Origin of the sequence: Streptomyces sp. NPDC005878 (assembly GCF_040629815.1) — a bacterium.
Taxonomy (GTDB): Bacteria; Actinomycetota; Actinomycetes; order Streptomycetales; family Streptomycetaceae; genus Streptomyces.
Genome location: NZ_JBEXWK010000018.1, coordinates 75,736 through 102,554, shown reverse-complemented (window position 1 = coordinate 102,554; position 26,819 = coordinate 75,736). Strand labels below are relative to the sequence as shown.

Genomic DNA, 26,819 nt, shown 5'->3' with positions numbered 1-26,819 from the left:
GGGCGGGGCCGTATGGACATCCTGACCGAGGCGCTGGCCTCGATGCGCACGGGACACCCGACATCCGTACGAACCAACGGCCACGCCCCCTGGGGCCTGCGTCTGCCGCCCGTCGCGGGCGCCGGGTTCCACGTGGTCCTGTACGGGACGTGCTGGCTGGTGCCGCTGGAGGACGCGCCGCCGCGTCTCGAACCGATCCCGCTGAGCCCCGGCGACGTGGTGTTCCTGCGGGACGGGCGCGGCCACATCCTCGCCGACCACCCCACGACGGTGGCGGAGGAGGCCAGGGCCGAGCAGTGCGCGCAGAGTTCGCCCATCGGCTCGGTCACGGTCGGTGCCGGGGGCCCCGAGACGCGTCTGCTGTGCGGCAACTACCACCTCGACCAGGGCCGCGCGCACCCCTTGGTGCGCCAGCTTCCCGAGGTGATCCATCTGCGGACGCGGCACGGCCGCCACCCCGAACTGAGCGCAGCCGTCCAGCTCCTCGGCTCCGAGCTGGAGAACCCGCGCATCGGCTCCGACGGCATCGTGCCCACACTCATCGACTCCCTGCTGCTCTACATCCTGCGGGCCTGGCTGGAGGAGCAGCCCGCGGCCTCCGCCCGGGGCTGGGCCGCGGCCCTCGGCGACCCGGCAGTCGCACCGGCTCTGTCGGCCATCCACGAGGACCCCTCGGCGCCGTGGTCGGTGGAGTCGCTGGCCGAGCGGGCCGGGCTGTCCCGGGCCGCGTTCGCCCGGCGGTTCGCCGCCCTGGTGGGCGAGCCCCCGATGGCGTATCTGACGCGCTGGCGCATGACGACGGCGGCGCGCCTGCTGCGCGAGAGCGACGCCCCGCTCACCTCGGTCGCGGCGCGCGCCGGTTACGGGTCGGAGTTCGCCTTCGCCAAGGCGTTCAAGCGGGAGTACGGCCTGGCGCCCGGCGGATACCGCCGCCGAGCGAGGGCGGCCTGACCCGCCAACGCCCCGGGGAGCACCGGGCTTTCACGGCACCGGATGCGGCGGCGCACGCGGTCATACGGCCGTGACCGCGCGTCGGCCGGTCCCGGAACCGGTCCCGGGGCCGGTCCCGCGCATGGCGCGTGCCACAGCGGGCAGGATGAGGCGGCCATGACACACCCTGGCTCCGGTACGCCCGTCCGGTGCCGATCCGAAAGGGACCCGTCTCGTGCTCCGTAAGCCGTACGCCCTGCTCGCCGCTGCCGCCCTGTTACCGCTCGGCGCCGCGACGCGGGCCGCAGCCGACTCCCCCACCGTCCCCGCGCCCACGGCCTGCACCTACACGCCGGCCGTGCCCGCGGACAACTTCAAGGGGATACCGGTCTTCGACCCGGTGAAGGCCGCCAGGCCGTACAGCGCGACCCTCCGCACCGGCCAGGGCGCCATCACCTTCCGGGCGCTGACGGACAAGGCGCCGTGCACCACGTACTCCTTCAAGTTCCTCGCGCAGCGCGACTACTTCGACCGCTCGCACTGCCACCGGCTCACCACGGCCCGGATCTTCGTGCTCTAGTGCGGCGACCCGACCGGCACCGGAAGCGGCGGGCCCGGCTACTCCTTCCCCGACGAGAACCTCACCGGCGCCACCTACCCGGCCGGTACGGTCGCGATGGCCAACGCCGGGCCGAACACCAACGGCAGCCAGTTCTTCTTCGTCTGGAAGGACACCAAACTCTCCCCGGCCTACACACCGTTCGGGAAGGTCACGGCCGGACTCGACGTGTTGCAGAAGATCGCCGCGGGCGGCGAGGACGACCAGAACGGGCCCGGCGACGGGTTCCCGACGCTCCCGGTGAACATCAAGCGCGTACAGATCAAGAACAAGTAGCTGCGGTCACTCCGGGGCGGGGCCGACGCGGGTACGGCCCCGCCCTCGGGCAGGGCCGTACCGTGCGCCGCTAGCGTGCCGGCAGGGCGTCCGCCACCTGGGCCGGGACGGGGGCGTACCCCACGGGCCGCGTGGCGAAGGCGCCCCGGCCCCGGGTGCGACCGCGCAAACGGGAGGCGTAGCCGAAGAGTTCGGCCAGCGGTACGGTCGCGGTGACCACCGCGGTGCCCGCCCGGGCGACCGATCCGCCGACCCGGCCGCGCCGGGCCGCCAGATCACCGAGGACCGCGCCGACCGCGCTGTCCGGCACCGTGACGGTGACCTCGATGACCGGTTCCAGGAGCACCATCGTGCTCGCCCGCAGGGCCTGGCGCAGCGCGAGCCGCCCCGCCGTGCGGAACGCCATCTCCGAGGAGTCCTTGGAGTGGGTGGCCCCGTCGGCGAGCGTGACCCGCAGCCCGGTCACCGGATGGCCGCCGAGTGGCCCCTCGGCCAGCGCGTCCCGCCACCCTGCCTCGACCGCGCGGACGTACTCCTGCGGCACCCGCCCGCCGGTGACGGCCGAGCGGAACACGAAGCCCTCCACGCCACCGCCGGTGGCCCCGGCGGCGGTGTCCAGCGGCTCCACGTCGAGGACGACATGGGCGAACTGGCCCGCTCCTCCCTCCTGTTTGACATGCCGGTACAGCAGTCCGCTCACCCCGCGGGCGACCGTCTCGCGGTAGGCGACCTGCGGCCTTCCGACGCCGAGCTCCAGGCCCTGGGCGCGCCGGATCTTCTCCACCGCGACCTCCAGATGCAGCTCGCCCATCCCGGACAGCACCGTCTGCCCGGTCTCCGGATCGGTCCGCACGGCCAGCGAGGGGTCCTCCTCCACCAGGTGCGCGAGCGCGGTGGCCAGCTTGTCCGTGTCCAGGCTCCGGCGGGCCTCGACCGCCACCGACACGACGGGCGCCGCGACGGAGGGCGGCTCGAAGACCACCGGTGCGTCCGGGGCGCACAGCGTGGCGCCCGGACGGGCCGACCTGGGTCCGACCAGGGCCACGATATCCCCGGCCAGGGCCCGGTCCACGTCGGTGTTCCGGTCCGCCTGTACGCGCAGGACGCGGCCCACGCGCTCGGTGCGGCCGCCCGTGGCGTCCAGCACGGTGTCTCCCTTCTCGATGGTTCCGGCGTACACCCGCACATAGGTGAGGCGGCCCGTGGGGGTCGCGGTCACCTTGAAGACCAGCCCGGCGAAGGGCGCGGCCGGATCGGCGGCCCGCTCCACCTCCGCCCCGTCCAGGGTGCCCCGTACGGGCGGCACGTCCAGCGGGGACGGCAGATAGGCCACCACGGCGTCCAGCAGCGGCTCGATCCCCCGGTCGCGGTAGGCCGAGCCGCACAGCACCACGACGCCCCCGCCCTCGTGCGTGAGGTCGCGCAGGACCGCCGTCAGGGTGTCGTCCCGCAGCGCGGTGGCGGCGCAGAACTCCTCCAGGGCGGTGGCATGGAGCTCCGCCACGGTCTCCTCCAGCAGTCGGCGGCGGCGCAGCGCCTCCTCGCGCAGCTCGTCGGGGACCGGGCTCTCCCGGTACGCCTCACCGCCCGCGGCCCAGACGAGCGCGCGCATCCGCACCAGGTCGACCACGCCCGTGAAGCCGTCCTCCCTGCCGATGGGCAGCTGGACGACGAGCGGGACGGTGTGCAGCCGGTCCCGGATCGAAGCGACCGCCGTGTCCAGATCGGCGCCCGCCCGGTCCAGCTTGTTGACGAACGCGATCCTGGGCACCCGGTGCCGGTCGGCCTGCCGCCACACCGACTCGCTCTGCGGCTCGACGCCCGCGACCGCGTCGAACACGGCGACGGCGCCGTCCAGTACGCGCAGCGAGCGCTCCACCTCGTCGGCGAAGTCGACGTGACCTGGTGTGTCGATGAGGTTGATCCGGTGGCCGTCCCAGTCGCAGCTCACGGCCGCGGCGAAGATGGTGATACCGCGGTCGCGCTCCTGCGGGTCGAAGTCGGTGACGGTGGTGCCGTCGTGGACCTCGCCGCGTCGGTGGGTGGTGCCGGTCGCGTACAGGACGCGTTCGGTGACGGTGGTCTTGCCGGCGTCGACGTGGGCGAGGATACCCACATTGCGTACGGCGGTCAGCGCGGGGGCGGAGTGGGGTCGGAGGTTGGTGCGCACGGCCCGGGGCCTTTCGGTATGCGGTGTGTCTGGGCAGCGCGATTCCCGGACGGGACCCGGGTCCTGGGCGCGGGCAGCGGGGATCCCTGACGCGGCGTGAGCGGCGGGGAGGGATCGGGACCGTGGCCGGGACGCCACGCAGGGCATCCCGTGCGGGCCGGGGTCAGGGGTTCGTCGCGGGCATCCGGTGACGGCCGCGCAGCGGTCACCGGGAGGAGAGAGACACCGGGATCACGTCGTACCGCGACGGGGGGACGACGACGGCGGGGTACTCGCCCATGCCGTGCTCCCCTCAACTCGTCGGTGTGCGGCCCGCGGTGGCGGCCTCGGTGTGAGTGTAGGAGGGCGGCCGGGGCGTCGGCACGGGATTATTTCCCGCGCGGCTCGACTCCCCGCACACACCGATGCCCGACGCTCCCCGACGCCGCCGATCGGGCAACTCCCTAGACCCCGCGGTTTGCGCGTCGCGCGTCGCGCAGGCGCAGGCCGCGTTGGAGTCGGCCCAGGAGGCGATAGCGCTCACGGCGTTCGCGGGAGTGTTTGTCGAGCTCCTCCACCAGGCGCTGGGAGCGCTTCTCCACGTCGAGTTCGTCCAGGATCCGGTCCACCTCCGCGAGCAGCGCGCCGTGCAGCTGCCACTGCCGGGCGTCGCGCCGGACCTGGTCGAGCAGCAGGACCGCGACCCGGTCGCGGCTGGCGCGGGCCGCGGCCAGCTCGTCGGCGAAGCGGTTCTCGGCCTCCTCGGCGTTCGCCCTGACCTGCGTAGTGATCAGTACGGCGAAGCTCTCCACGGCCTGGGCCATGTGCTCGAAGACGTCCCGCAGGGCCATCCCCGTCTCCGGCTCGAAGAGGTGTTCCTCGGTGCGTTCCTTGGCGAGGTCGGTGACGGACCGGCACACCACCCGCAGCACGACCGCGGAGATCTCCAGCGCGTCCAGGCCGGTGCGCAGCACGATGCGCGACAGCAGCCCCTCCTTGACCCGGGGGTTGAACCGCAGGCTGTCCTCGGCCTGCCGCAGCGAGGCGTCGACCTGCACGATGTCGTGGTCGAGCTTGCGGGCCTCGTGCAGGCGGGCCGCCGCCCGCGCGACCGGGGTGTGCCCGCCCACCTCCTCCGCGAGGTCGATCAGGAGCCGTTTCATCCGGGCCGCCAGCTCCTCGATGGCCTCACCCGCGGACTCCACCCACACCGGTGGCACCAGCAGCACGTTGAACAGCATCCCGACGCCCGCGCCGATGAGGGTCTCCAGGACGCGGTCCCACGCGGTCGCCGACACCCGGGTCACCCCGAGCACGAGCATCGCGCTGATGGCGACCTCCGGGACGAACTCCCCGGCCTTGACGAAGCGCCCGATCACCAGCGCCGCCAGGATGATGAGCCCGAGACTCCACCAGGTCAGCCCCACCAGCGCGCTGAACCCGATGGCGAGCAGGACACCCGCGATCACCGAGTTCACCCGTCGTACCCCGGTGATCAGGGTGGTGTAGAGGGTGACCTGGACGACCAGAAGGGCCGTGAGCGGGGCGGTGAGCGGCGCCGGCTCGCTGCTGAGCTGGAGCGCCACGACGTAGGAGATGACGGCGGCCGCCGTGGAGCGCAGGGTCTGGACCACCGCGGGTTCCCGGCGCCGGCGGGCGAGATGGATGAGGGGATCAGTGAACTCAAGCACCTCCCGCACCTTCCCTCTCCGTGGTTTCCCTACCACTGATGTCCGGTGATCCGCCGCTTCCACGGCATGGTGATCCGAATCACCCGACCAGCCGGTCCGCTTCGGAAGCCGACTTCGGCGGCGCGGGACGGGTTCACACGACGGCTCCCACGATCCCCGCACGATTCCCACAAAGTGGTAAACCATCGTCGCGGCGCGCGGCCGATCCACCAACCGGGCTGCGGCGAGGGCCAGGCAGGGGATCGGCGGGCCCGAAAGGCGATCGCCGTCCGCTGGGCCCGCTGCGTACCATGCCGGTCATGCCCCGACTCCAGCTCCTGCGGCCCGGCCACGCCGCGGCCCTGCTCGCGTTCGAGCGGGAGAACCGCGCCTACTTCGCCATGTCCATCCCGGACCGGGGCGACGACTACTTCACCCACTTCGCCGCACGCCACGCGGAGTTGCTCACCGAACAGGCCGCGGGCCTGCACTTCTTCCACCTGCTGGTGGACGACGACGGCGAGGTGCTGGGGCGGTTCAACCTGGTGGACGTGGCCGACGGCCGCGCCGAGCTGGGCTACCGCGTCGCCGAACGCGCCGCCGGGCGCGGACTGGCCACGGCGGGCGTGCGCGAGGCCTGCGCCCTGGCCGCCGCCGAGTACGGTCTGACGGGGCTGCGCGCCAGGACCACCCTCGACAACACCGCCTCGCGGACCGTCCTGGCCCGCACCGGCTTCACGCCCTGCGGCGAGATCGAGCTGAGCGGCCGGCCGGGGCTGCGCTTCGAGCGGAGCCTGGAGGACGAGGCGTCGCCGAGGCTCCCGTGATCGCCGCGCGGGCCATCGACCCGGGCCCGGTCCGCGATCTGACCCCTCGCCGGGTCTGGTACGCCTCGTACGGCTCGAACATGTTCCTGCACCGGCTCTCCTGCTACCTCGCCGGTGGACGGCCGCTCGGCGGGACCCGCGTCCATCCGGGGTGCCGCGACGGCAGCCCGCCGTCGGCCTCGGTGCCCGTGGAGCTGCCGGGCGCGCTGTACTTCGCCACCCGGTCGCCGGTCTGGGGCGGCGGCCGGGCGTTCTACGACCCCGACGCCGAAGGGCGCGTACTGGCGCGGGCCCACCTCCTGTCGGCCTCCCAGTTCGCCGACATCGCCGCGCAGGAGATGTACCGGGAGCCGGGCACCGACCTGGACCTGACCGAGGTGCTGACCCGGGGACGCTCGGCGCTCGGCGACGGCCGCTACGAGACCCTGGTCCGCGCGGGCCGGCTGGACGGGGTTCCCGTGCTCACCTTCACGGCTCCCTGGAAGATGTCCGACGTGCCGACGACCGTGCCGTCCGCCGCGTACGTACGCCATCTGGCCGCGGGCCTGGCGGAGGCGGGAGCGTGGGACACCGGCGCGGTGGCCGCTTATCTGGCGTCCCGCCCCGGCGCGCACCCGCACTGGACCGAACAGGCCGTACGGGAGCTGCTGGCGCCGTGAGGGGTGTCCCGGGGGACGAGGGCTAGGAGCGGCCGCGGGGCTTGCCGCGCTTGGCTCCGCCCTTGGATCCGCCCTTCGCGCCGCTCTTGGAGCCGCCCGCGCCGGTCCGGGTGTTCTTGCCGGTCGGCTTGCCCGCGGCGGGCTTGCGCCGGGCCGCGGCGGGGTCGGGCCGCTTGGCCTTCGGCTCGGCCTTGGCCGGGGTCTGGGCGCGGCCCCTGGAGCTGTTGACGGTCCGCCCGCGGACGATCCCGATGAAGTCCTCCACCAGGTCGGTGGTCCGCTCCTGCGGCCACGACAGGGCGACACGGGACTCCGGGGTGCCCGTCACCGGCCGGTAGGTGAGGTCCTTGCGGTGGTGCAGCCGGGCCAGCGACTGCGGCACGACGAGCAGGCCGATGCCCGCCGCCACCAGCTCGATCGCGTCGGCCGTCGTGGCGGGGCGCTCGAAGGCGGGCTGCCCGGGCGGGCGCTCCCAGTCGAGGGTGTCGTCGAGGGGGTGCAGCACGGTCTCGTCGGCCAGGTCCTCGGCGGACACCTCGTCCACCGCCGCGACCACATGGTCCTTCGGGACCACGACGACGGTCGTCTCCTCGTACAGCGGGATGGCGCTGAGGTCGGTCCCGTCGACCGGCAGCCGGACGAAACCCGCGTCGGCGCCGCCGTCGCGCAGCACGCCGAACACCTCGTCGGCGGGGACCGCGACCAGGGTCAGCGCGATGTCGGGCAGCCGCTCGTTCCAGATCCGCACCCACTTGGTGGGGGTCACGCCCGGGACGTACGCGAGCCGGAACGAGGGGGATGCTTCCGAGCCTGTCACTCCGCCAGGTTACCGGTGATGGTCGGAGGTGGCGCACACGCTCGATACCCTTGGCACCATGACGTCGCACCAGACCGCCCAGACCATGAAGCCCGCGACCGCGGCGAAGAAGCTGGGTGTGTACCTCGAGGCCACCCCCGCAGAGTTCCAGGAGGGTGTCGTCTCGCGCTCCGAGCTGAACGCGCTCCAGGCCGATCCGCCCCAGTGGCTCCAGGAGCTGCGCCGCACCGGCCCGCACCCCCGGCCGGTGGTCGCGGCGAAGCTGGGCGTCTCCATCGCGGGCCTCGCCCGCGGCGGTGTCACCGAGGCGCTCACCACCGAGCAGATCGAGGCGCTGAAGCAGGAGAACCCGGAGTGGCTCCAGAAGGAGCGCGCCACCCAGGCCGAGGTGCGCAAGGAGGCCGTGCGCATCAAGGAGAAGAACGCGCAGCGCGCCGAGGAGTCCGGGGACAAGCGTTCCTGAGCCCGCGCACGGGCGGCGCCGCCGGGGCCCCGCGTCCGGGACCCAGGCGTGAGCGGCCGGTGAACTGCCGGTGATCTTCGCCACGGCGAAGGTCACCGGCTTTCGCGTCCCGCCGGTCCGGCAGCCCGGGCGTCAGGCCATGTCGAGGCCCGGTTCCCGCTCCGCCTGCCGGGCGGCGGCGATGCCCTGCTCCAGAAGCGCCAGCTCCCGCGCCTCCACGGTGATCCCGAACGCGTCCGCGAGTACGTGCCCCAGCTCGGCCGGTTCGATCGTGCGCTCGGTGGCGGAGCCGTCCGGCCGGACGGTCTTCCAGGTGGCCGCGTCCAGCTGGTGCAGCCGGTCGGCGCTGAACTTCTGGGCGAACAGGCGCGCCGTGAAGGGCGAGCGGCTGTGCGTGCTCACGAAGTGGCTGCCCACGGTGTAGTCGATCGGGTACTGCGGGGTGAGGGTGAAGGTGTGCCGGGGCGTCCAGCCGTCCTGGCCGTACTGGTCGAGCCACCACTGGTCCACGCCGAGCGCGCCCGCCACCCGCCGCGTCCGGAACCTCCAGCCCTCCAGATCCACCTCGGCCCCGTCGGTGATCTCGACGGGCGCGAGCGGTCCGCTGCCGAAGCCCACGTCGCACAGCCACAGCCGGTCGTCGTCGGTCGGGCGCACCCCGGTCAGGGCGTGGGTGGCCGGGAGGATCTTGTCGCTGCCCAGGGTGACGCGCCCGATGAGGGCGGTGAAGGCGAAGCCCAGGCGCTCCAGCGCACTGGCGAAGAGCACGACGTGCTCGTAGCAGTAGCCGCCCCGGCCGCCCCGCACGAGTCTGTCCTGGACGGTCTCCAGATCGAGCGCGACCGGTCGGCCGAGCACGGCGTTGGCGTTCTCGAACGGGATCGAGGTGACATGCGCCCGCTGGAGCCCGCGCAGCACCTCCAGCGTCGGCGCGCGCTCCCCCTCGTACCCGATACGGGCCAGATAGGCGTCCAGGTCCAGCCGGTCCCCCGACCAGCCGCGTACGTTCGCCGGCTCTGTCATCGCTCGCCTCCTCTGGGCCCGCACGGGTCCATCCGTACACCGTCGGGTCCCACCTCGTCCGCTTCACGACGGTCAACCGTGGCGGCGTCGGCCGTATGCCCGCGTTCCTCGGGCGCTTCCCCGTGCGAGGAGCGGCGGCAGGCCCTAGGTTGGCAGGCGTGACCACGGTGACGAGTTCCGATCTCCTTCTCGACGCGTTCGGCAGGATCCGCGAGGTCGTCGCGGAGGCCGTCGAGGGCCTGAGCGGCGAGGAGTTGGCGCTCCGGATCGACGGCTCGGCCAACTCCCCCGCCTGGCTGGTGTGGCATCTGACCAGGATCCAGGACGACCACATCGCGGATGCCGCCGGAGGCGAACAGGTGTGGACCGGGCAGGGGTGGGCGCGGCGGTTCGGGCTGCCGCTGGACGACTCGGACACCGGCTACGGCCACACCTCCGCCCAGGTCGCCTCGGTCACCGCCTCGGCCGAGCTGCTGACCGGCTACCACGACGCCGTGCACGCGCGGACCGCCGCGTATCTGGCGGGGCTCGACGGCAAGGCGCTCGCCCGGGTCGTCGACACCTCCTGGGACCCGCCGGTCACGCTGGCGGTCCGGCTGGTCAGCGTCGTCTCCGACAGCCTCCAGCACGCCGGCCAGGCCGCCTTCGTCCGGGGTGTGCTGTCCCGGCGCTGACCATACGTTTGACGGGAGCCGCACATCGAGTGGTCAGCGGCGCGGCCATGACGTGAACTTGCCCGTATGACTGATCTTTGCGAGTCCCGGCCGGCGGGCGTCGTCCAGGACGGCGCCCCGGTGAGCCGCCGGGTGATCCTGCTGCTGGCGTTCGTCTGCGGGGTGGCCGTGGGCAACGTCTACTTCCCGCAGGCGATCGGCCCGACCGTCGCCGCCGGGCTGGGTGTCTCCCCGGACGCGGCGGCCCTGACGGTCACCGCGGTGCAGTTCGGGTACGCGGCGGGGATCTTCCTCCTGGTCCCGCTCGGGGACCGGATCGCCCACCGGCGGCTGCTCGTCACGCTGCTGGGGCTGACCGGGCTCGGGCTGCTCGCGGCGGGCGCCGCGCCGTCGCTCGGGCCGCTGGTGGGGGCGAGTGCGCTGATCGGCGTCACCACGGTGATCGCCCCGATCGCGGGACCGCTGGCGGTGGGTCTGGTGCCCGAGGACCGGCGCGGGGCGGTGAGCGGGACGCTGCTGAGCGGGTCCATCGGCGGCATGCTGCTCTCCCGCTCCCTCGGCGGAACGCTCGGCCAGTGGCTGGGATGGCGTGCCCCGTATCTGCTCGCGGCCGTGCTCGCCCTGGCCACCGCCGCCCTGCTGTGGCGGGTGCTGCCGAGGACGTCCCCGCCCTCGCGGCAGCGGTATCCGGCGCTGCTGGCCGAACCGCTGCGGCTGCTGCGCGCCGAACCCGAGCTGCGGCGGTCCTGCTTCTACCAGGCGATGGTGTTCGGCGGTTTCTCGGCGGTCTGGACGGGCGTGGCCCTGCTGCTGACCGGCTCTGCGTACGGCATGGGGGCGCGGGCGGTCGGCGCGCTCGCCCTGGTCAACGCGGCGACCATGCTCTGCACGCCGTACGCGGGGCGCGCGACGGACCGCCGGGGGCCCGACGCCGTCAACCTGGTGAGCATGCTGGGCGCCCTCGCGGCCGCCGTCGTCCTGGTGTTCGGCGCGCTGGGCGGCACGGGAGGGATGGTCGCGCTGGTGGTGGGCACGCTGCTGCTCGACATCGGGATGCAGTCGGGCATGGTCGCCAACCAGGTGCGGTTCTACGCGCTGCGTCCCGAGGCCCGCAGCCGGCTCAACACCGCCTATATGACCTGCGGTTACCTGGGTGGCAGCCTCGGGTCGTGGGCGGAGGCGCGGGCGTACGCCGCCGTCGGCTGGCCCGGGGTGTGCGCCCTGGTGGCGGTGCTGGTCACGGCGGCCCTGGTCCGGCACGCCTTCGCACGCCGGAAGCCGCGGCGCGCGCCCGCTCCGGTGCGGCCCGCGGCCGGGCGGGAGGTGAGCGCGGCGCCGTAGCCCGCGCGCCGGGTCAGACCCGGACGCCGTCGCTGCGGCTGATCATCAGGTTGCCCATGAACCGCCGGTCCACCTCCCGGGCGCCCAGTCGTACGGCCTGCGCGCGGGTGGGTGGGGTGATGTCGTAGTGCCAGCGGTGGTCGCCCGGGCCCTTGCGCTGGTACCAGGCGCGGCGCATGCCGAGGGCCGCCGCGAACGCGTGCAGCTCCTCCTCGGTGTCGGCGGTCATATGGCACCAGTGCGCGGACGGCAGACCTCGTCGTCGCGCGAGAGCGCCGTAGTCCTTCACGTCGTCCACGTAGACGGTCAAGGGGGCAACCTCCCACTCCTGCTGAGGCTTTGTATTCTTCCTTGCCCCGCACGGACTCCCGGACACCCCGCCGGAACGACCGTTTCGCGCCGTTCGACCCCGCCCATCACCCTCACTTTGGGATGACATAAGGTTGGCTTATGAGCTCATAAAGAGGGGGCGGGTACCCACTTAGGCTTGCCTAAGCTTAGGGTGTCCGACGAGCCATTTCGTTGTCGGTCGAAGGGAAACAGCCATGCCCCGCCCCCTGCGGACAGCCATCGTGGGCGCAGGTCCCGCCGGGATCTACGCCGCGGACGCGCTGCTGAAGTCCGCGGCCGCCACCGACCCCGGTGTCTCGATCGACCTCTTCGAGAAGATGCCCGCGCCCTTCGGGCTGATCCGCTACGGCGTCGCCCCCGACCACCCCCGCATCAAGGGCATCGTCACCGCCCTGCACCAGGTGCTCGACAAGCCGCAGATCCGGCTCTTCGGCAACGTGGACTACCCCGGCGACATCAGCCTCGACGAGCTCCACGAGTTCTACGACGCGGTGATCTTCTCCACCGGCGCCGACGCCGACCGCGCCCTCGACATCCCCGGCATCGACCTCGACGGCTCCTACGGCGCCGCCGACTTCGTGTCCTGGTACGACGGACACCCCGACGTCCCGCGCACCTGGCCGCTGCACGCGGAGAAGGTCGCCGTGCTCGGCGTCGGCAACGTCGCCCTGGACGTCGCCCGCATCCTCGCCAAGACCGCCGACGAGCTGCTTTCCACGGAGATCCCGCCCAACGTCCACGAGGGCCTGAAGGCCAACCGGGCGCGCGAGATCCACGTCTTCGGCCGCCGCGGCCCCGCCCAGGCGAAGTTCAGCCCCATGGAGCTGCGCGAGCTGGACCACTCCCCCACCATCGAGGTCATCGTCGACCCCGAGGACATCGACTACGACGAGGGCTCCATCGCCACCCGCCGCTCCAACAAGCAGGCGGACATGGTCGCCAAGACCCTGGAGAACTGGGCGATCCGCGACGTCGGCGAGCGCCCGCACAAGCTCTTCCTGCACTTCTTCGAGTCGCCCACCGAGATCCTCGGCGAGGACGGCACGGTCGTGGGCCTGCGCACCGAGCGCACCCGCCTCGACGGGTCCGGCAACGTGGCGGGCACCGGCGAGTTCCACGACTGGGACGTCCAGGGCGTCTACCGGGCCGTGGGCTACCTCTCCGACGAGCTGCCGAAGCTGCCCTGGGACGTGGAGTCGGGCACGGTCCCCAACGAGGGCGGCCGTGTCGTCGAGGCCGGCCGGCACCTCGCCTCCACCTACGTCACCGGCTGGATCCGGCGCGGCCCGGTCGGCCTGATCGGCCACACCAAGGGCGACGCCAACGAGACCGTCGCCAACCTCCTCGACGACCACGCCCAGGGCCGGCTGCGCACCCCCTCCGCGCCGGAGCCCGAGGCGGTCGACGCCTTCCTCGCCGAGCGCGGGGTGCGCTGGACCACCTGGGAGGGCTGGCACCGGCTCGACGCGGCCGAGAAGGCGCTGGGCGAGCCGCAGGGCCGCGAACGCGTCAAGATCGTCGAGCGTGAGGACATGCTGAGGGCCAGCGGCGCGTGACCGCCCGCCCCGCGCCACGCGCGTCGGCCCCCGCCGGGGAGAGGCGGGGGCCGACGCCGTTCACGAGGTGACCGGATGGGTTGTCAGCTCACCTGGAGGGTGATGTCGTCCACGACGTAGGAGGTCTGCAGAGCCTGGTCCTCCACGCCGTTGAACTTCAGGGTGACGGTCTGTCCGGCGAACGCCGAGAGGTCGTAGGACTTCTGGACGTAACCGGAGTTCGCGTCGAGGTTGGAGAAGGTCTCCAGGGTCTGGCCGCCGACCGAGACGGTGAACGTGTCGTACGCGACGTTCTCGTCCTCGTCCGTGTCGATGTGCTGGAAGAACGAGAGCCGGTAGCCGGAGCAGCCGGACGGGATGCTCAGCGACTGCGAGACGCTGTCCGTGCGGGCCGAGCCCCAGCCGTTCAGCCATGCCATGTAGGAGCCGCCGTGCGGCGTCTCGCCGGCCTGGTTGGTGATGACGCCCGAGGTGGCCGTCCACGGGCTGGAGCCGTTCTCGAAGCCGCCGTTGACGACGAGCTGGCGGGCGGTGCAGCCGCCACCGCCGCCGACGGTCAGCGTGTAGGTGGTGCTGTGGCTCACCGTGCCGGAACCGGTGACCGTCAGGGTGTAGGTGCCCGGCGTGGTGCCCGCGCCGACCTGCACGGTCAGCGTCGAGGACTTGCCGGACTGCACCGAGGTCGGGTCGAGGGTCGCGGTCACGCCGCTGGGCGCGCCCGAGACCGACAGGGCGACCGTCTGCGGGTCACCGCTGACCGTGGTGGTGTTCACCGTCGCGGTGGTGCTGCCGCCCGGGTTGGCGCTGCCGGAGGGCGGGGTGACGGCGAGGGAGAAGTCCTGCGCCGGGGTGGTCCCGCCGACCGCCTGCTTCCAGATCGCGTACGCCACACCGTCGGCGCTGCGGTCCAGGACCGTGGCGTTGATGTTGCTCGGGGTGTCGCAGGCGCTGTGGTAGCAGGAGTCGTAGGCGGCGTTGGCCGTGCCGCCCCACTTGGCCGCCTGCGCCGAGGTCTTGCGGGCGCTGGCGCCGGCCGCGTAGCCGGAGGTGGCGATGCCGGCCGCCTGGAAGGACGCGTCGTCACTGCGGCCCTGGCCCTCGACGTTCTCCTCGGGGGCGAGGTTGAGCGAGGCCCAGTACGCCTTGAGCGGGGCGGCCGCGGTGGAGTTGACGTTGTTGATGAAGTAGCCGCCGTTGGGCGAGCCCACCATGTCGAAGTTGTAGTACGCCTTGATGGCCGCGCGGTCGGTGGTGCTCAGCCGGTTGACGTAGAACTCGGAGCCGTTGAGGCCCTGCTCCTCGTCGGTCCACCAGGCGAAGCGCACGTGCTTGGTCATGGTGGGGTTCTTCTGCGCCAGGACCAGCGCGTTCTCCAGCAGGGTCGCGGAGCCCGAGCCGTTGTCGTTGATGCCGGGGCCGGCCGACACGCTGTCGAGGTGCGCCCCGAGCATGAGCACCTGGTCGGCCGGGCCGCCGGGCCAGTCGGCTATCAGGTTGTTCGACGGGTAGGTGCAGGTGGTGCAGTTCTGCTCGGCCACGGTGTATCCGGCGGCCTGGAGCTTGCCCTTGATGTAGGCCAGTGACTGCGTGTGTCCGCCGCTGCCCGCACGGCGGTTGCCGCCGTTCTGGGTGGCGATGGTGCCCAGTTGCGACAGGTGCGCCTGCACGTTGGCGACGTCGATGTTGGGCGGGTCGGTGCCGGGCGGGGTGCCGCCGACGTTGAGCACGTAGTCGACGGTGTGGGAGAGCGTGGTGCCCTGGCCCTTGACGGTGATGGTGGAGGGACCGGGGGCCGCGTTGGTGGACGCGGAGAGCGTGAGCACCGAGGACTGGCCGGACTGCACGGTGGCCGGGTTGAAGGACGCGGTCACGCCGGAGGGCAGGCCGGAGGCGGTGAGCGTCACCGACTGGGCCGAGCCCGTGGTGATGCTGGTGGTCACGGTGGTGGTGACCGAGCCGCCCTGCTGGACGGTGCCGGACGCCGGGTTCAGGGCGAGGGAGAAGTCGCTCTGGCCGCTGGGCTGGCAGGTCGGGTCACCGCTCTGCGCGGGCACGCTGATGGCGTCCCAGGCCGCCTTGGTCCGGTTGAACAAGTTGCAGGTGGCGTCGAGCGACTTGGCCGAACTCAGCGTGGCGGTGCGGTACTTCTTGTACGACATGCTACTGGTCTTCAGGAGCATGCCGCCGTAGAAGATCTTGCCCGCGTTCTGGACGCCGACCCCGGTCACGGTGCTCTGGTTGCAGGTGGGGCTGTTGGGCTTGCCGCCGCCGGGGCTGCTGCCCTCGGCCAGCAGATAGAACCAGTGGTTGAGCGGGCCCGCGGCGGCGTGCACCTCGGTGCCGGGTATCGCGGAGCTGTAGCAGGCCGGGTCGTTGTTGACGGCCGGCGGGTTGTACATGTTCCGGATCGGGCCCCGGCCCTGGAGGTTGATCATCTCGCCGACGGTGTAGTCCGGGGTGTCGTACGGGGAGGGCTCGTTGACGTACGCCTCGGTCAGCGCGCCGAAGATGTCACCGGTGCCCTCACCGAGTCCGGCCTCCTGGCCGCTGGTGCCGCCGGGGGTGTTGCTGTCGATGGCGTGCCCGTACTCGTGGGCCACCACGTCGATCCCGGCGATCCACTCGTTGGCGCTGTTGTGGCCGATGGTGACGGAGCTGCCGTCCCAGTACGCGTTGAGGTCGCCGAGGCCGACCTTGCCGGGGAAGCTGCGGCCGTTGCCGCTGACGCCGTTGCGGCCGAGCCACTGCCCCAGCATGTCCCACTGCTTCTGCGCCGCGAACATCAGGTCCGCGCAGCCGGTCTCCTTGCTGGTGGGGTTGCCGGTGCCCCAGGAGTCGGAGGACTTGGTGAACACGGAGCCCGTGCTGTAGTCGGCGCAGCTCAGCCCCGCCCGACTGGGGTCGCGCAGCGAGTAGCTGCCGCCCGAGTTGGTGGTGTCGATGGTGACCGGGCTGGGGCCGTTCCACTTGCTGTTGGCGGTACCCGCCTCGACGTCGTCGTGGGTGCCGAGGACCTTGCCGGTGCGCGCGTCCACGAAGACGTGCAGCCTGCTGGGCGCGGATTCGGTGCGTCCGGTGAGCACGGTCTCCCAGGCGAGCGCGGGCCTGCCGTCCGCGAGCCGCACGACGAGCCGGCTCTGCACCACCTTGTCGACCTTGGCGAGCCGGGCGCGCGAGGTGGCCTCTGCGGCCTTCGCGGTGACCGAGGCGGTGGTCGCCACGTCGATCCGTACGGAGGAGGCGGACTGCACGGCGCGGATGTCGCCGTCGCCGTCCGCGAGCACCACCGCGTCGCCGCCGACGACCGGCAGTCCCCGGTAGCTGCGCTCGTAGGCGACGGAGTAGAGGTCCTTCACCCAGGGGGTGACCATGCGCCGCTCGTACTGCTCCTGCGGGGAGTTGACCAAGGTGTCGAGTCCGCTGCGGACCGCCTGGTCGGCGGCGGCGACGGCACGCGAGAGGGGGCTGGGCCGCTGGGCGGTCCCTGACTGCGTATGAGGTGCGGCCGATGCCGTACCGGCCAAAGCGCCGGTCAGGCCCGTGGTCAGGCTCAGTGCTGCCACGGCGGCCGTCAATCTGAAGGGGCGCAACGTCCACTCCGATCGTGGGGGGCCTGTTCTCCGCGCAGTATGGGCGTGGACATGGCAAACGTGGTACATACCAGTCGGGCATACGACGCGGGTTATGGTGCGCCGCCGGGCCGCTGCGTACGCTCGGAAGATGCAGCTGGAGTTGAGGCACTTACAGGCCGTCTGCCAGATCGCGGAAGCGGGCAGTCTGGGCCGCGCCGCGCGCCGGCTCGGGGTCTCCCAGCCCTCGCTCTCCGCCCAACTGCGGCGCATCGAGCGGGTCACCGGAGGCGATCTCTTCGTCCGCAGCCGCCACGGCACGGAGCCCACCCCGCTCGGCCGGTTCGTGCTGGCCAGGGCGCGCCGGGTGCTCAGCGAGATGGACGCGCTCGGCACCCGGGCCCGCGCTGTGGCCACCGACGCCCCGCTGCGGCTCGGCTGCATCCTGCTGGTCCTGCTCGACGGCCTGCTGGAGCAGACCGACCTCTCGCTCTCCGGCCAGGAGATCACCGTGGACCTGGAGCACTCGGTGACCGCCCTGACCCGGATGCTCGGCGCCGGACGCTACGACGCCATCGTCTACGGGGAGGTGAACGGCCACGAAGTCCCGCTCCCCGAAGGGGTCCTGGCCAGGACGCTGATCCCCGAGGAGCCCTTCTCCATCCGGCTCTCGGCCCGCCACCGGCTGGCCGACCGGGAGCACATCGAACTGGCCGAGCTGGCCGACGAGTCCTGGATGACCCTGGTGGAGGACGACGACGGCGGGCCGGAGGCGTTCGCGGAGGCGTGCGCGCGGGCCGGATTCGCACCCCGGCTGCGCTACCGGATCGCGGACCGCCAGATGCAGTACGCACTGATCGCCGGGGGCCGTGCCGTCGCCCTGAGCCAGCCGACCGCGCCCGGGGCGGAGGGCACCGTGATGCGCCCCCTCGCCGGCGCCCCCCTCACCGGGCGCATCCGGCTGGCCTGGAACCGCTCGGCCGTCCCGGACCGGCAGGCCGAACTGCTCTACCGGGCGGCCCTGTGCGCGTATCTGGCCAATGTGGACAACAACGCCTTCCACCGCCTGTGGTGGGACAGCCATCCCGAGCTGCACCCCCCGTACGAGAGACCGGAGCTCCAGGCCTCCGACGTCTGAACCTCCGGAGGACCGGACGGCGAGCGCTTGCCCCACCGGCTTGCCGTTTCGGGCAGATGGGTAGAAAAGCAGCATGTCGAGCTCTGACCGGCCCACCGCCGGAGCCCCGTTGCCCCTGACCGCGCCCCCGCTCCGGCCCGTCCGCGGCCCCCGGGGCCTGCCCCGCCCCCTCGGCGACCTGTTCGCCTTCGGCAGGGATCCCCTGGACTTCCTGAGCGGACTGCGCGACGGCTTCGGCGACGCGGTGACCTGGTCGCTCGGCCCCCGGCGCTCTCTGTTCCTCTCCCACCCCCAGCACATCGTGGAACTGCTGACGGGGCGTGAGCACGCGTACGAGATCCTCGACATCGGCTGGGCGCTCAAGCAGATCATCGGGCGGAGCGTCCTGCTCAGCAAAGGAGCCGACTGGCGCCGCAAGCGCTCGCTGGTGCAGCCGACGGTACGGCCGCGCCAGGTCCGCGGGTACGCGGCGACGATGGTGGAGTGCGCGGGCGCGGCGGCCGACGCCTGGCGCGAGGGCGAGCGGATCGACGTGCACCGCCAGATGGCGCTCATCACCCAGCGGGTCGTGCTGCGCACCCTGTTCGGCAACGACCTCGGGGAGCAGACCGGGGCGCTCGGCGACGCGATGACCGTGGCGGAGCAGGCGGTGGGGGCGGAGCTGCGGGGCATCGGCCTGTTCCTGCCCGGCTGGGTGCGCACCCCCTCCCGGCGCTCCCTGCTGGGCGCGGTGGCCACCATCGACGCCGAGGTGCACCGGCTCATCCGGGCCCGGCTGAGCGCCCCCGACGACCTCGGCAAGCGCGACGACCTGCTCAGCAGGCTGCTCGCGGCCCGCGACGAGGAGGGCAGTCCGCTCTCGCCCAAGGAGGTGCGCGACGAGGCCGTCACCCTGTGGGCCGCCGGACACGAGACCACCTCCACGGCGCTCACCTGGATCGTGTACCTGCTCGGCCGCGCCCCGCGGGTCCGCGCCCGCCTCGAAGCCGAGCTGGACGACGTGCTGGGGGGCCGCCCGCCCACCGCCGACGACTACGACCGGCTCGTGTGGGCCCGGCAGATCGTCAAGGAGGCGCTGCGGCTGTACCCGCCGGCCTGGCTCATCGGCGCGGTCGCCCGCCCGGGGGCCACGCTCGCCGGCACGCGCGTTCCGCCCGGGACGATCGTCTGGTGCAGCCCGTGGACCACGCACCGCGATCCGCGCTGGTTCCCGCGCCCCGACGCGTTCCGCCCCGAGCGCTGGGACGCCGACGCGCCGGACACGGTGCCCGACCACGCCTGGTACCCGTTCGGCGGCGGCCAGCGGACCTGCCTGGGCGCCCGCTTCGCGCAAGTCGAGGCCGCCCTCGTGCTCGCCACCCTCGCCCAGCGCCACCACCTCGACGTGCCGCCCGCCGAGGCGGTACCCCGCGCCGGACTGCTGCTCCAGCCCGCCGTGCCGCTGCTGGCGACGGTGCGGGGCCGCCCGCGGGCCGCGGTTCACTGAGCCCCGGCCAGCCAGGTGGCGACCTCCGCCGCTATCGGCTGGCCGGTGTCGAGTTCGACGAAACCGAACTGCCCGCCCTGGTTGCACTCCAGGAACCACCAGACCCCGTCGGTGTCCTCGGCGAAGTCGAACGCCGCGTAGGCGAGCGCGGTGCGCCGGGTGTACGCGCGCACCGACTCGGCGATGCGGCCCGGCACACCGACGGGCTCCCAGCCGCGCCCGCCGCCGCCGTAGCGGCCGTCCACCTGGCCGGGGTCGCAGACCTTGCGGGCGGCGAAGAGCGCGGCCCCCACACAGGTCAGCCGGATGTCCGCCCTCTTGGGGACGAAGCGCTGGAGGAGCACCGGCCCCGCCCGGACGCTGGAGAAGTCCGCGTCGGGCCCGATCAGCGTCGTCGGCAGCGCCATCAGGGGCTCGTCCGGCGGCGGCCCGGCGGCGCTCTTGACCACCACGTCCCGGTACTCCTGCGCGAACTGCCTGGCCACCCGGGGCACCGTCGTGACGACGGTCGGCGGCACGGCGAACCCGCTGACGTGGGCGACCCGCAGCTGCCAGGGCTTGAGCCGGGCCGCCTCGGCGTCGCGTGGATGGTTCATCCAGCGCGCCGGGGCCGAGTACAGCATGCCGAACAGCGCCTGCCGCGTCTCGGCGGTCAGCCACGCGGAGGGCTCCGGGGCGTGGGCGGCCGGCTGCCCCGGCCGGCGCACCCACACCGAGCGCAGCCCCGACATGCTCACCACGAACCCGTCGACCGACAGGTGCCCGCTGAAGTCCCCGTGGGCGTACTCGGCGGAGAGCACCGCTCGGCCGGGCACGTCGGCGGGGTCGAGGCGCACCAGCGGGACGCCTCGCTCGTGCAGATGGGTCACCACCATGTCGGTGGTGACGTCCTGTTCGCACGTGAGGATGAGAACCGTCATCCGGCTGCCGGGCCGTCAGTCGTCGAAGTGGGTCTGGGAACCGGCGGTGGAGGCGGTGGTTCCGCTTGCTCTGAGCACCGCACGGTCGGTGACGGCGGGGCGCCCGTCGGGCAGCACGTTCAGCTGCCGCGAGGCGTCGAAGCGGTAGGCGGCGGGCCGCTCCTCCGGCTCCTGGGGCACCGTGTAGCGCAAGGTGAACGGCCTCATGGGGAACCTCCTGCTGCGACGTCACGCCGATCCTGTCCTCACCTGTACGGAGTGCCCCTGTAAGGAATTCATCACGTACCGCCACATCGGCGTGAAGGAGGTCACACCCCCGGCAGTCGGGTGAAGGCAGGTTTCGCCACCGTCCGTAACGGTGATCGCTCAGGACGTCACGATCTGCCTCCGACCCCACAGGAGCACACATGCGTTTGCGTACCACCCTCACCGCGGGCGTCCTCGCCGTCGGCGTCGTCCTCGGCGGCGCGACGACCGCGCTGGCCCACGGCGACGACGACCACGGCCGCAACCACGGCTACGGCTACGGCCGTGACGACGACCGCCGTCACGACTACGGCCACGGCTACGGGCGCGACGACGACCGCCGCCACGACTACGGCCACGGCCGCAACGACGACCGCCGCCACGACTACGGCCACGGCCGCAACGACGACCGCCGTCACGACTACGGCCACGGTTACGGCCGTGACGACAACCGCCACCACGGCTACGCCCGTGACGACGACCGTGACCACGGCCGCGACCACGGCCTGGAGGGCGGCAGGAAGGGCGCCTGTCACATGGAGGGCGACACGAGCGCCAACAAGGGCACCCACTACCAGTCCGACTGCGGCTGGGCGAGCTGGCACAGCGCCAGCCACACGGGCTACTGACCGGACCGGTCGCGTGTGGCGCGGGTGCGCGGGGTCTTTCCCCGGCACCCGCGCCATGCGGCGTCCCGCACTCAGCGCGCGGGCTCGCGGCGCCGGCGCGGGCTCCTCAGGAGCGCCTTCTGGGTGAGCAGGGTGAGGGTGCCCGCGAGGACGATGCCGCCCAGGTTGGCGAGGAGCTGTTCGGTGGAGCCCCACGTCTGGGCGTACTCCCGGTAGCTGAACGCCATGGCGGCGTTGGCCGCCGCGGGGACGGTGGTCACCGAGATGGCCACGCCGATGAGCGCTCCGGACTTGGCCGAGGTGAGCGAGAGCGTTCCGGCGACTCCCGCGAGGAAGGCGACGACGAAGGACATCCAGTCGGGCTTCCAGATGAAGGCGGTGTTCGGACGGGTCGCCTCCAGCATGCCCTTGTCGAAGAGCCCCACCTGGTCCAGGAGCCAGCCGAAGCCGGCCGTCAGCAGCATGGCCGCGGCGAAGCCGGCCACCAGCGCGGTCAGTGACCGCCACACGAGGCCCGGCGCGCGCTGGACGAGTGCCGTGGAGATACCGGCCAGGGGTCCGAACTCGGGGCCGACCGCCATCGCGCCCACGATGAGAATGGCGTTGTCGAGCATGACGCCGCACGCCGCGAGCATCGTGGCGATCGCCAGGAACGCCACATAGGTGACCGTGAGCGTCGACTCCTCGTGCGTCGCGTCCGTGAGCTGTTCCCACAGCACCGCGTCCACGCCCTCGCCGGGAGCCTCCGCCTCGGCCTTCTCGGCGCGCTTGGACAGTGAGAAGTCGATGTTCTCGACGGCGATCGCGCCGGACCGGTCGAGCCCGAGCGCGCGCAGCCGCGCGATGAGTTCGTCCCCGGCCTCGCGCGCGACGTCGCACAGCACCAGGTCGCCCACGGGGTTGCGGGAGGCACCCGGGACGACGGCCAGATGGGCGGTGCCCACCGTGGCCTCCAGGGTCCGCACCACCTCGTCGGTGAGGTCGGCGGGCACGTTCAGACGCAGATGCAGCAACAGCCCTACTCCAGATCGGTTCCTCGGCGCCGGCCGGCCCCGGCTTCCGGCCCCGTGACCAGGGCCTCCGTCGACGGCAAGGGTGGCACGCCCGCGCCGCCGCGTCACGCGCGCCACCGACCGGCGCGCAACGGCCACCGCGGGAAATCAGGCCACGGCCGAAAAGACGTCACCGCCGCGGAATAGGACCGTACCCACACCCCCCACCGGTGTCCGCCAAAAGCCCGGTGTCGGCGCCGGGCGGACCCAACCGCATTTGCCCGGCCCATAAATGACAAGGAACCAGATATTCCGGGCGACGAGTTTCGATACGACTTCATGATGAGTAAGGTGTGGCTCGCTGTCAGTGAGCCTGCGTAGGGGTGACGTCCCTTGGCCGAATTCGCCATGGCCGGAATGCGCATGCGGGTGGCGTCGTCTTCGGGATGGAGAGGGGATCGTGACTGCGGGCTCGTTCGAGGGACAGTACGTGTGGCATCCGGCCGCCGACGACCGCGAGTTGGCGCAGGCCTGCACGGACGTGCGGGCCGGCCGGTATCTGAGCGCGCACAACGTCCTCAAGGACGCGCGCACCGACTTCGAGGTGCGCGCCCACCGCTCGCTGGTGCTCGCGTCCGAGGCCGCCGACTCCGACCTCGCCGAGCGCTGGCTCGCCGAGGAACCGAGCGCCGAGGCAGCGCTGCTGGCGGCGCGGGTCGCGATGGTCCGGGCGTTACGCATGGCCGACGCCCGGGACGGCCGGGCCGGCGCGCTGGTGCGCATCGCCACGGCCGCCTGCGGCCGCGCCGCGAGAATGCTGCCCCAGGACCCCACCCCGTGGGTCGCCCAGCTCGCCCTCGCCCGCTTCGAGCGCTCCCACGACCCGGCCCCCAAGGGCCTGTTGACCGCGCCGCCCGGACCCTGGCAGCTCTTCTCGCACATCCTGCGGCTCGACCCCTGGAACCGCGAGGCCCACCACCGCTTCCTCGCCTTCTTCTTCACCCGCCACGGCGGCTCCGCGAGCGCCCGCTGGGACGTCGCCTCCTTCCTCAGCCACCGCGCCCCGCTCACCTCGCCGCTGCGCCTGCTGCCCCTGGTCGCGCTCGTCGAGGACTACGACCCGTCCGCCCTTCTCGCGGACAGCACCTGGCTCCAGCCCCAGTGGACGGCGACGGCGCTCGGCATCTACCAGAACTGGTTTCCCCGGACCGCGGCCTACCGCTTCACCCCGGTCCTGGACCTGGCGTATCTGGCACACGCGCTGTACATGGCCAAGCGCGAGTTCGAGGCCCGGGAGGTGCTCACGGCCATGGGGCCCTACGCCTCCCGGATGCCCTGGAGCGCGTTCGGCGATCCCGAGGAACGGCTGACCAGGGCCCGGCGGGCCTGCGGGCTGCCGACCCCCGGCCCGGCCTGACCCGCCCGCACCACCGCACGGCCCAGCGGCACCTGTACGACACGCGTCCTGTCCACCCCCCCAGGAAAGGCTGCCCCCAGTGTCCGAGCGCACGTCCCCGCTCCGCGCGAAAGCCCCTCGCCGGGAACCGCCCGTCGCCCTCGACGACGACGCGACCCTGCACGCGATGGGCTACCCGCGGAAACTCACCCGAAGATTCCACGCGTTCGACAATTTCGCGATATCTTTTACGATCATCAACATCATCTCCGGCATATTCTCCGCCTTCGGATTCGGAATGGGCGCCGGCGGGCCGCGCATCCTCATCTTCGGCTGGATCGGCGTGTCGCTGATGGTGCTGTTCGTCGGCGCGGCGATGGGCGAGATCGCCTCCGCCTACCCGACCAGCGGCGCCCTGTACTTCTCCGCGGGCAAGCTCGCCAAGCGGCACCGCGGCGCCTGGTCCTGGTACACGGGGTGGCTGAACTTCGTCGGCCAGGTGGGCGGCACCGCCGCCACCAACTACGCCGCCGCCACCTTCATCCAGGCCTTCGTCTCGATGCAGTGGTCCTCCTACCACCCCACGCCCCAGCAGACCGTCGGCATCGCCGCGGTGATCCTGGTCGTGCAGGCGCTCGCCAACACGTACACGGTGCAGCTGGTGGCCGTGGTGAACCGGATCTCCGTGTGGTGGCTGCTGATCGGGATGGTGGTCATCGTGGCGGCCCTCACCCTCAAGCCCTCGCACCACCAGTCCGCCTCGTTCGCCAACCACTTCGTCAACACCACCGGTTTCAGCAGCGGTCTGTACGCCGCGCTGCTGGGCCTGCTGGTGACCAGTTGGACGTTCACCGGCTTCGACGGCAGCTTCCACATGTCCGAGGAGACCGTGAAGGCCACGGTCAACACCCCCAAGGGCATCATGCGCGCGATCATCTACTCGGCGCTCGCCGGACTGGTCCTGATGCTCGCCCTGGTGTACGCGATCCGCGACTACGCGGGGGAGGCGAGCTCGGCCGCCCCGCCGGTGCAGATCCTCATCGACGCGCTCGGCATGGGCACCGCCAAGCTCCTGCTGCTGATCGTGATCGGCGCCATGCTCTTCTGCGGCCTCGCCAACATGACCAGCAACACCCGCCAGATCTTCGCCTTCTCGCGCGACGGGGCGATGCCCGGCTCGCGCTGGTGGCATTCGGTGTCGCTGCGCACCCGCACCCCGGTCAAGGCGGTGTGGCTGGCGGCGGCGTGCTCGCTGGTGCTGATCATCCCCGGCTGGTGGTCGCACACCGCCTTCACCGCCATCGTCAGCGTCAACGTCGTCGGCCTCTACCTCGCCTACGGCGTGCCGATCTTCCTGCGGCTGCGCCTGGACGACTTCCAGCCCGGTCCGTGGAACCTGGGCCGCTGGGGCAGGCCCGTGGCGGCGGTCGCGGTGGCCTGGATCGTGCTGAGCAGCGTGCTGTTCATGCTGCCGCAGACCTCGCCGATCACCACCGACTCGTTCAACTACGCCCCGATCGCGCTGGGCGCGGTGCTCTTCATCGCCACCCTGTGGTGGTTCGCCACCGCCCGCCACCGCTTCCAGGGCCCCGTCAGCTACGGCAGCCCCGACGAGGTGGCCGCGATGGACCTCATCTGACACCGGCCGTCCGCGCCTGACCTCCCGGGCCGTCCCCCGCCTCTTCGGAGCGGGGGACGGCCCGCGTATGTGCGCGGGTACCCCGGATTCCGTTCCTCCAGCCGGTCGGCGTACGGCCCGACGGCGGACACACGGCGCCGGGCGCCGTGGGCCCCGGCGCGCCCGCGGGGCGGGTGGGACGCCTGCTGTCACGGCGGACACGTCCGCCACCGTGCGCTCCCCGGGCGCCATTCCCCCGGTCGGCACTTCGCAGGATGATCCTGCCTTCAACGTCCTGCCTGCCCGGTTCGTCCGCCTTCTGATCCCCGCACCGCGCCCCCGCCCGCTCACGCCGGGGGGCGCACGAAAGGACTCCTCATGCCCGGAACACGAATCACCTTCCTCGACGGCCTGGCCGGTCAGCCGCAGGCGCTGGAGCGCGTGACCGCCCAGGTGCGGCGGCAGTTGGCAGGGCCGGCCGGCGACCGGCTGCGCGCGGCGAGGCGCCCGCTCCTCGCCGGCATCGGCGCCTCGTACGCGGCGCTCGCCCTGCCGGTCGAGGTGCTGCGCGGTCATGGGGTGCCCGCCCAGCGGGTGCTCGCCAGCGAGATCGAGGAGGGGCTCGGCGGCTTCGACACCGATCTGCTGATCGGGGTGTCGCAGAGCGGCCGCAGCTCGGAGACGATCGCGGCCTTCCGGGCCGCGCGGGACGTGCCCACCCTGGCGGTCCTCAACGTCACCCCCTCCCCCCTGGGCGCCCTCGCCGCACTCACCGTCGACCTCGGCAACGAGCCCGACTCCTGCGCCTCGACCGTCGGCTTCACCGGCACGGTCATCGCCCTGGACCTGATCGCGGGAGTGCTCGCGGGCCTCGCGGGCCGCGCGGGCGACTCCTGGGACGGCGTCCCCGAACAGGCCGAGGCCGTACGGACACGGGCCGCCCACGCCGTCGCCCCGCTGCTGGCCCGTGCCGCGCGGTGCGTCGCCGTCGACTGCGTCGCCTCGGGCGCCTCCCGGGTCTGTGCGGAGGAGGCGGCGCTGCTGCTGCGCGAGGTGCCCAGGATGCCGGCCGCGGCCTCGGTCACCCGCAACTACCTGCACGGCGAGATGGAGTCGGCGGGCAACACCCTGCACCTCGTCTTCGGCCGCGGCCGCGAGATCGCCCTCGCCCGCTCGCTGTCGGCGGCCGGGCATCTGACCCTGCTGGTGACCACCGCCCGGGTCGAGGGGGCCGAGAACCTCGCCGTCGTCCGGCTGCCCGACACCGCGCCCGGCGCCCGGGTCGTCCTGGAGACGGTGGTGGCGCAGGAACTGGTGGCGGCGCTCGGCGAGGAGCGGAACGTGCCCATGGAGTCGATCGTCTTCATCAACGACGACACCAAGGAGGGCGGAGTGGTCGTGGCGGACTTCGCGCACGCCTCCCCCGTCGCCGCTCTCTGACGCAAATCTCCGCTTTCGACGGCGGAGTGC

Annotated in this window: 22 protein-coding genes and 1 pseudogene; 14 read left to right on the top strand and 9 right to left on the bottom strand. The window is 72.6% G+C overall.

What is annotated here, in order from left to right; genetic code table 11:
* Nucleotides 1-12: 12 nt before the first annotated feature.
* Both ABZ404_RS24780 and ABZ404_RS24775 read left to right on the top strand, forming a co-directional pair.
* Nucleotides 13-951: an AraC family transcriptional regulator gene (locus ABZ404_RS24780; protein ID WP_358831898.1), complete on the top strand. Its 939-nt coding sequence runs from the start codon at nt 13-15 to the stop codon at nt 949-951.
* 454 nt (nt 952-1,405) lie between these two features.
* Nucleotides 1,406-1,825: pseudogene (locus tag ABZ404_RS24775) on the top strand (peptidylprolyl isomerase); the annotation flags it as partial.
* Between the two features lie 70 nt (nt 1,826-1,895).
* Here the strand turns inward: ABZ404_RS24775 and fusA are convergent.
* Both fusA and ABZ404_RS24765 read right to left on the bottom strand, forming a co-directional pair.
* On the bottom strand, nt 1,896-3,995 hold the full coding sequence (gene fusA / locus ABZ404_RS24770) for an elongation factor G (RefSeq protein WP_358831899.1): 2,100 nt from the start codon (nt 3,993-3,995) through the stop codon (nt 1,896-1,898).
* Nucleotides 3,996-4,438: 443 nt separating this feature from the next.
* Nucleotides 4,439-5,665 (bottom strand): aromatic acid exporter family protein, encoded by a 1,227-nt coding sequence (locus ABZ404_RS24765; RefSeq protein WP_358831900.1) that lies wholly within the window; start codon nt 5,663-5,665, stop codon nt 4,439-4,441.
* 299 nt (nt 5,666-5,964) lie between these two features.
* On the opposite strand from ABZ404_RS24765, the gene ABZ404_RS24760 reads away from it, so the two are divergent.
* The gene (locus ABZ404_RS24760; protein ID WP_358831901.1) at nt 5,965-6,471 is read left to right on the top strand and encodes a GNAT family N-acetyltransferase; all 507 of its coding nucleotides are present in this window, start codon (nt 5,965-5,967) and stop codon (nt 6,469-6,471) included.
* An 80-nt stretch (nt 6,472-6,551) separates the two neighbouring features.
* Nucleotides 6,552-7,130, top strand: coding sequence for a histone deacetylase (locus ABZ404_RS24755; protein ID WP_358831918.1), 579 nt, complete (start codon nt 6,552-6,554; stop codon nt 7,128-7,130).
* Nucleotides 7,131-7,152: 22 nt separating this feature from the next.
* Here ABZ404_RS24755 and ABZ404_RS24750 read toward each other — a convergent pair whose 3' ends face one another.
* A complete protein-coding gene (locus ABZ404_RS24750; RefSeq protein WP_358831902.1) occupies nt 7,153-7,947 on the bottom strand; it encodes a LysR substrate-binding domain-containing protein in 795 nt (264 codons plus the stop codon).
* 58 nt (nt 7,948-8,005) lie between these two features.
* On the opposite strand from ABZ404_RS24750, the gene ABZ404_RS24745 reads away from it, so the two are divergent.
* Nucleotides 8,006-8,410, top strand: coding sequence for a DUF5997 family protein (locus ABZ404_RS24745; RefSeq protein ID WP_358831903.1), 405 nt, complete (start codon nt 8,006-8,008; stop codon nt 8,408-8,410).
* 132 nt (nt 8,411-8,542) lie between these two features.
* Here ABZ404_RS24745 and ABZ404_RS24740 read toward each other — a convergent pair whose 3' ends face one another.
* A complete protein-coding gene (locus ABZ404_RS24740) occupies nt 8,543-9,433 on the bottom strand; it encodes an arylamine N-acetyltransferase (RefSeq protein ID WP_358831904.1) in 891 nt (296 codons plus the stop codon).
* A gap of 167 nt (nt 9,434-9,600) precedes the next feature.
* Here ABZ404_RS24740 and ABZ404_RS24735 point away from each other — a divergent pair, with 167 nt between their 5' ends.
* Both ABZ404_RS24735 and ABZ404_RS24730 read left to right on the top strand, forming a co-directional pair.
* Nucleotides 9,601-10,107 (top strand): DUF664 domain-containing protein, encoded by a 507-nt coding sequence (locus ABZ404_RS24735; protein ID WP_358831919.1) that lies wholly within the window; start codon nt 9,601-9,603, stop codon nt 10,105-10,107.
* Nucleotides 10,108-10,173: 66 nt separating this feature from the next.
* Nucleotides 10,174-11,448 carry an MFS transporter gene (locus ABZ404_RS24730; RefSeq protein WP_358831905.1) on the top strand — a complete coding sequence of 425 codons (1,275 nt, stop codon included), beginning with the start codon at nt 10,174-10,176 and terminating at the stop codon, nt 11,446-11,448.
* A 13-nt stretch (nt 11,449-11,461) separates the two neighbouring features.
* On the opposite strand, the gene ABZ404_RS24725 is transcribed toward ABZ404_RS24730, so the two are convergent.
* A complete protein-coding gene (locus tag ABZ404_RS24725) occupies nt 11,462-11,758 on the bottom strand; it encodes a DUF4031 domain-containing protein (protein WP_358831906.1) in 297 nt (98 codons plus the stop codon).
* Between the two features lie 235 nt (nt 11,759-11,993).
* On the opposite strand from ABZ404_RS24725, the gene ABZ404_RS24720 reads away from it, so the two are divergent.
* Nucleotides 11,994-13,355 carry an FAD-dependent oxidoreductase gene (locus ABZ404_RS24720; protein WP_358831907.1) on the top strand — a complete coding sequence of 454 codons (1,362 nt, stop codon included), beginning with the start codon at nt 11,994-11,996 and terminating at the stop codon, nt 13,353-13,355.
* An 83-nt stretch (nt 13,356-13,438) separates the two neighbouring features.
* On the opposite strand, the gene ABZ404_RS24715 is transcribed toward ABZ404_RS24720, so the two are convergent.
* The gene (locus ABZ404_RS24715) at nt 13,439-16,918 is read right to left on the bottom strand and encodes a M28 family peptidase (RefSeq protein WP_358831908.1); all 3,480 of its coding nucleotides are present in this window, start codon (nt 16,916-16,918) and stop codon (nt 13,439-13,441) included.
* A 157-nt stretch (nt 16,919-17,075) separates the two neighbouring features.
* Between ABZ404_RS24715 and ABZ404_RS24710 the strand changes: the two genes are divergently transcribed.
* Complete coding sequence (locus ABZ404_RS24710; RefSeq protein WP_358831909.1) at nt 17,076-18,062, top strand: LysR family transcriptional regulator; 987 nt, start codon at nt 17,076-17,078, stop codon at nt 18,060-18,062.
* Nucleotides 18,063-18,135: 73 nt separating this feature from the next.
* Complete coding sequence (locus tag ABZ404_RS24705; RefSeq protein WP_358831910.1) at nt 18,136-19,548, top strand: cytochrome P450; 1,413 nt, start codon at nt 18,136-18,138, stop codon at nt 19,546-19,548.
* On the opposite strand, the gene tgmB is transcribed toward ABZ404_RS24705, so the two are convergent.
* Together tgmB and tgmA are read right to left on the bottom strand one after the other, a co-directional pair.
* Nucleotides 19,542-20,468: an ATP-grasp ribosomal peptide maturase gene (tgmB, locus tag ABZ404_RS24700; protein WP_358831911.1), complete on the bottom strand. Its 927-nt coding sequence runs from the start codon at nt 20,466-20,468 to the stop codon at nt 19,542-19,544. The two genes, ABZ404_RS24705 and tgmB, sit on opposite strands and share 7 nt — an antisense overlap.
* A gap of 15 nt (nt 20,469-20,483) precedes the next feature.
* Nucleotides 20,484-20,675 (bottom strand): putative ATP-grasp-modified RiPP, encoded by a 192-nt coding sequence (gene tgmA / locus ABZ404_RS24695; RefSeq protein WP_358831912.1) that lies wholly within the window; start codon nt 20,673-20,675, stop codon nt 20,484-20,486.
* A gap of 200 nt (nt 20,676-20,875) precedes the next feature.
* Between tgmA and ABZ404_RS24690 the strand changes: the two genes are divergently transcribed.
* Complete coding sequence (locus ABZ404_RS24690; protein ID WP_358831913.1) at nt 20,876-21,343, top strand: hypothetical protein; 468 nt, start codon at nt 20,876-20,878, stop codon at nt 21,341-21,343.
* A 71-nt stretch (nt 21,344-21,414) separates the two neighbouring features.
* Here ABZ404_RS24690 and ABZ404_RS24685 read toward each other — a convergent pair whose 3' ends face one another.
* Nucleotides 21,415-22,356, bottom strand: a complete 942-nt coding sequence (locus ABZ404_RS24685) for a DUF389 domain-containing protein (RefSeq protein WP_358831914.1) — start codon at nt 22,354-22,356, stop codon at nt 21,415-21,417.
* 439 nt (nt 22,357-22,795) lie between these two features.
* On the opposite strand from ABZ404_RS24685, the gene ABZ404_RS24680 reads away from it, so the two are divergent.
* From ABZ404_RS24680 to ABZ404_RS24670, 3 genes are all read left to right on the top strand, one after another.
* Nucleotides 22,796-23,752: a hypothetical protein gene (locus tag ABZ404_RS24680; protein WP_358831915.1), complete on the top strand. Its 957-nt coding sequence runs from the start codon at nt 22,796-22,798 to the stop codon at nt 23,750-23,752.
* A 166-nt stretch (nt 23,753-23,918) separates the two neighbouring features.
* On the top strand, nt 23,919-25,370 hold the full coding sequence (locus tag ABZ404_RS24675) for an amino acid permease (RefSeq protein ID WP_358831920.1): 1,452 nt from the start codon (nt 23,919-23,921) through the stop codon (nt 25,368-25,370).
* Nucleotides 25,371-25,727: 357 nt separating this feature from the next.
* Complete coding sequence (locus tag ABZ404_RS24670) at nt 25,728-26,789, top strand: SIS domain-containing protein (RefSeq protein WP_358836601.1); 1,062 nt, start codon at nt 25,728-25,730, stop codon at nt 26,787-26,789.
* Nucleotides 26,790-26,819 lie beyond the last annotated feature (30 nt).

Coding starts and splice junctions, on each gene's coding strand:
- ABZ404_RS24780 (WP_358831898.1), top strand. CDS start 13: ATGGACATCCTGACCGAGGCGCTGGCCTCGATGCGCACGGGACACCCG.
- ABZ404_RS24760 (WP_358831901.1), top strand. CDS start 5,965: ATGCCCCGACTCCAGCTCCTGCGGCCCGGCCACGCCGCGGCCCTGCTC.
- ABZ404_RS24755 (WP_358831918.1), top strand. CDS start 6,552: ATGTTCCTGCACCGGCTCTCCTGCTACCTCGCCGGTGGACGGCCGCTC.
- ABZ404_RS24745 (WP_358831903.1), top strand. CDS start 8,006: ATGACGTCGCACCAGACCGCCCAGACCATGAAGCCCGCGACCGCGGCG.
- ABZ404_RS24740 (WP_358831904.1), bottom strand. CDS start 9,433: ATGACAGAGCCGGCGAACGTACGCGGCTGGTCGGGGGACCGGCTGGAC.
- ABZ404_RS24730 (WP_358831905.1), top strand. CDS start 10,174: ATGACTGATCTTTGCGAGTCCCGGCCGGCGGGCGTCGTCCAGGACGGC.
- ABZ404_RS24720 (WP_358831907.1), top strand. CDS start 11,994: ATGCCCCGCCCCCTGCGGACAGCCATCGTGGGCGCAGGTCCCGCCGGG.
- ABZ404_RS24710 (WP_358831909.1), top strand. CDS start 17,076: ATGCAGCTGGAGTTGAGGCACTTACAGGCCGTCTGCCAGATCGCGGAA.
- ABZ404_RS24705 (WP_358831910.1), top strand. CDS start 18,136: ATGTCGAGCTCTGACCGGCCCACCGCCGGAGCCCCGTTGCCCCTGACC.
- tgmB (WP_358831911.1), bottom strand. CDS start 20,468: ATGACGGTTCTCATCCTCACGTGCGAACAGGACGTCACCACCGACATG.
- tgmA (WP_358831912.1), bottom strand. CDS start 20,675: ATGAGGCCGTTCACCTTGCGCTACACGGTGCCCCAGGAGCCGGAGGAG.
- ABZ404_RS24690 (WP_358831913.1), top strand. CDS start 20,876: ATGCGTTTGCGTACCACCCTCACCGCGGGCGTCCTCGCCGTCGGCGTC.
- ABZ404_RS24675 (WP_358831920.1), top strand. CDS start 23,919: ATGGGCTACCCGCGGAAACTCACCCGAAGATTCCACGCGTTCGACAAT.
- ABZ404_RS24670 (WP_358836601.1), top strand. CDS start 25,728: ATGCCCGGAACACGAATCACCTTCCTCGACGGCCTGGCCGGTCAGCCG.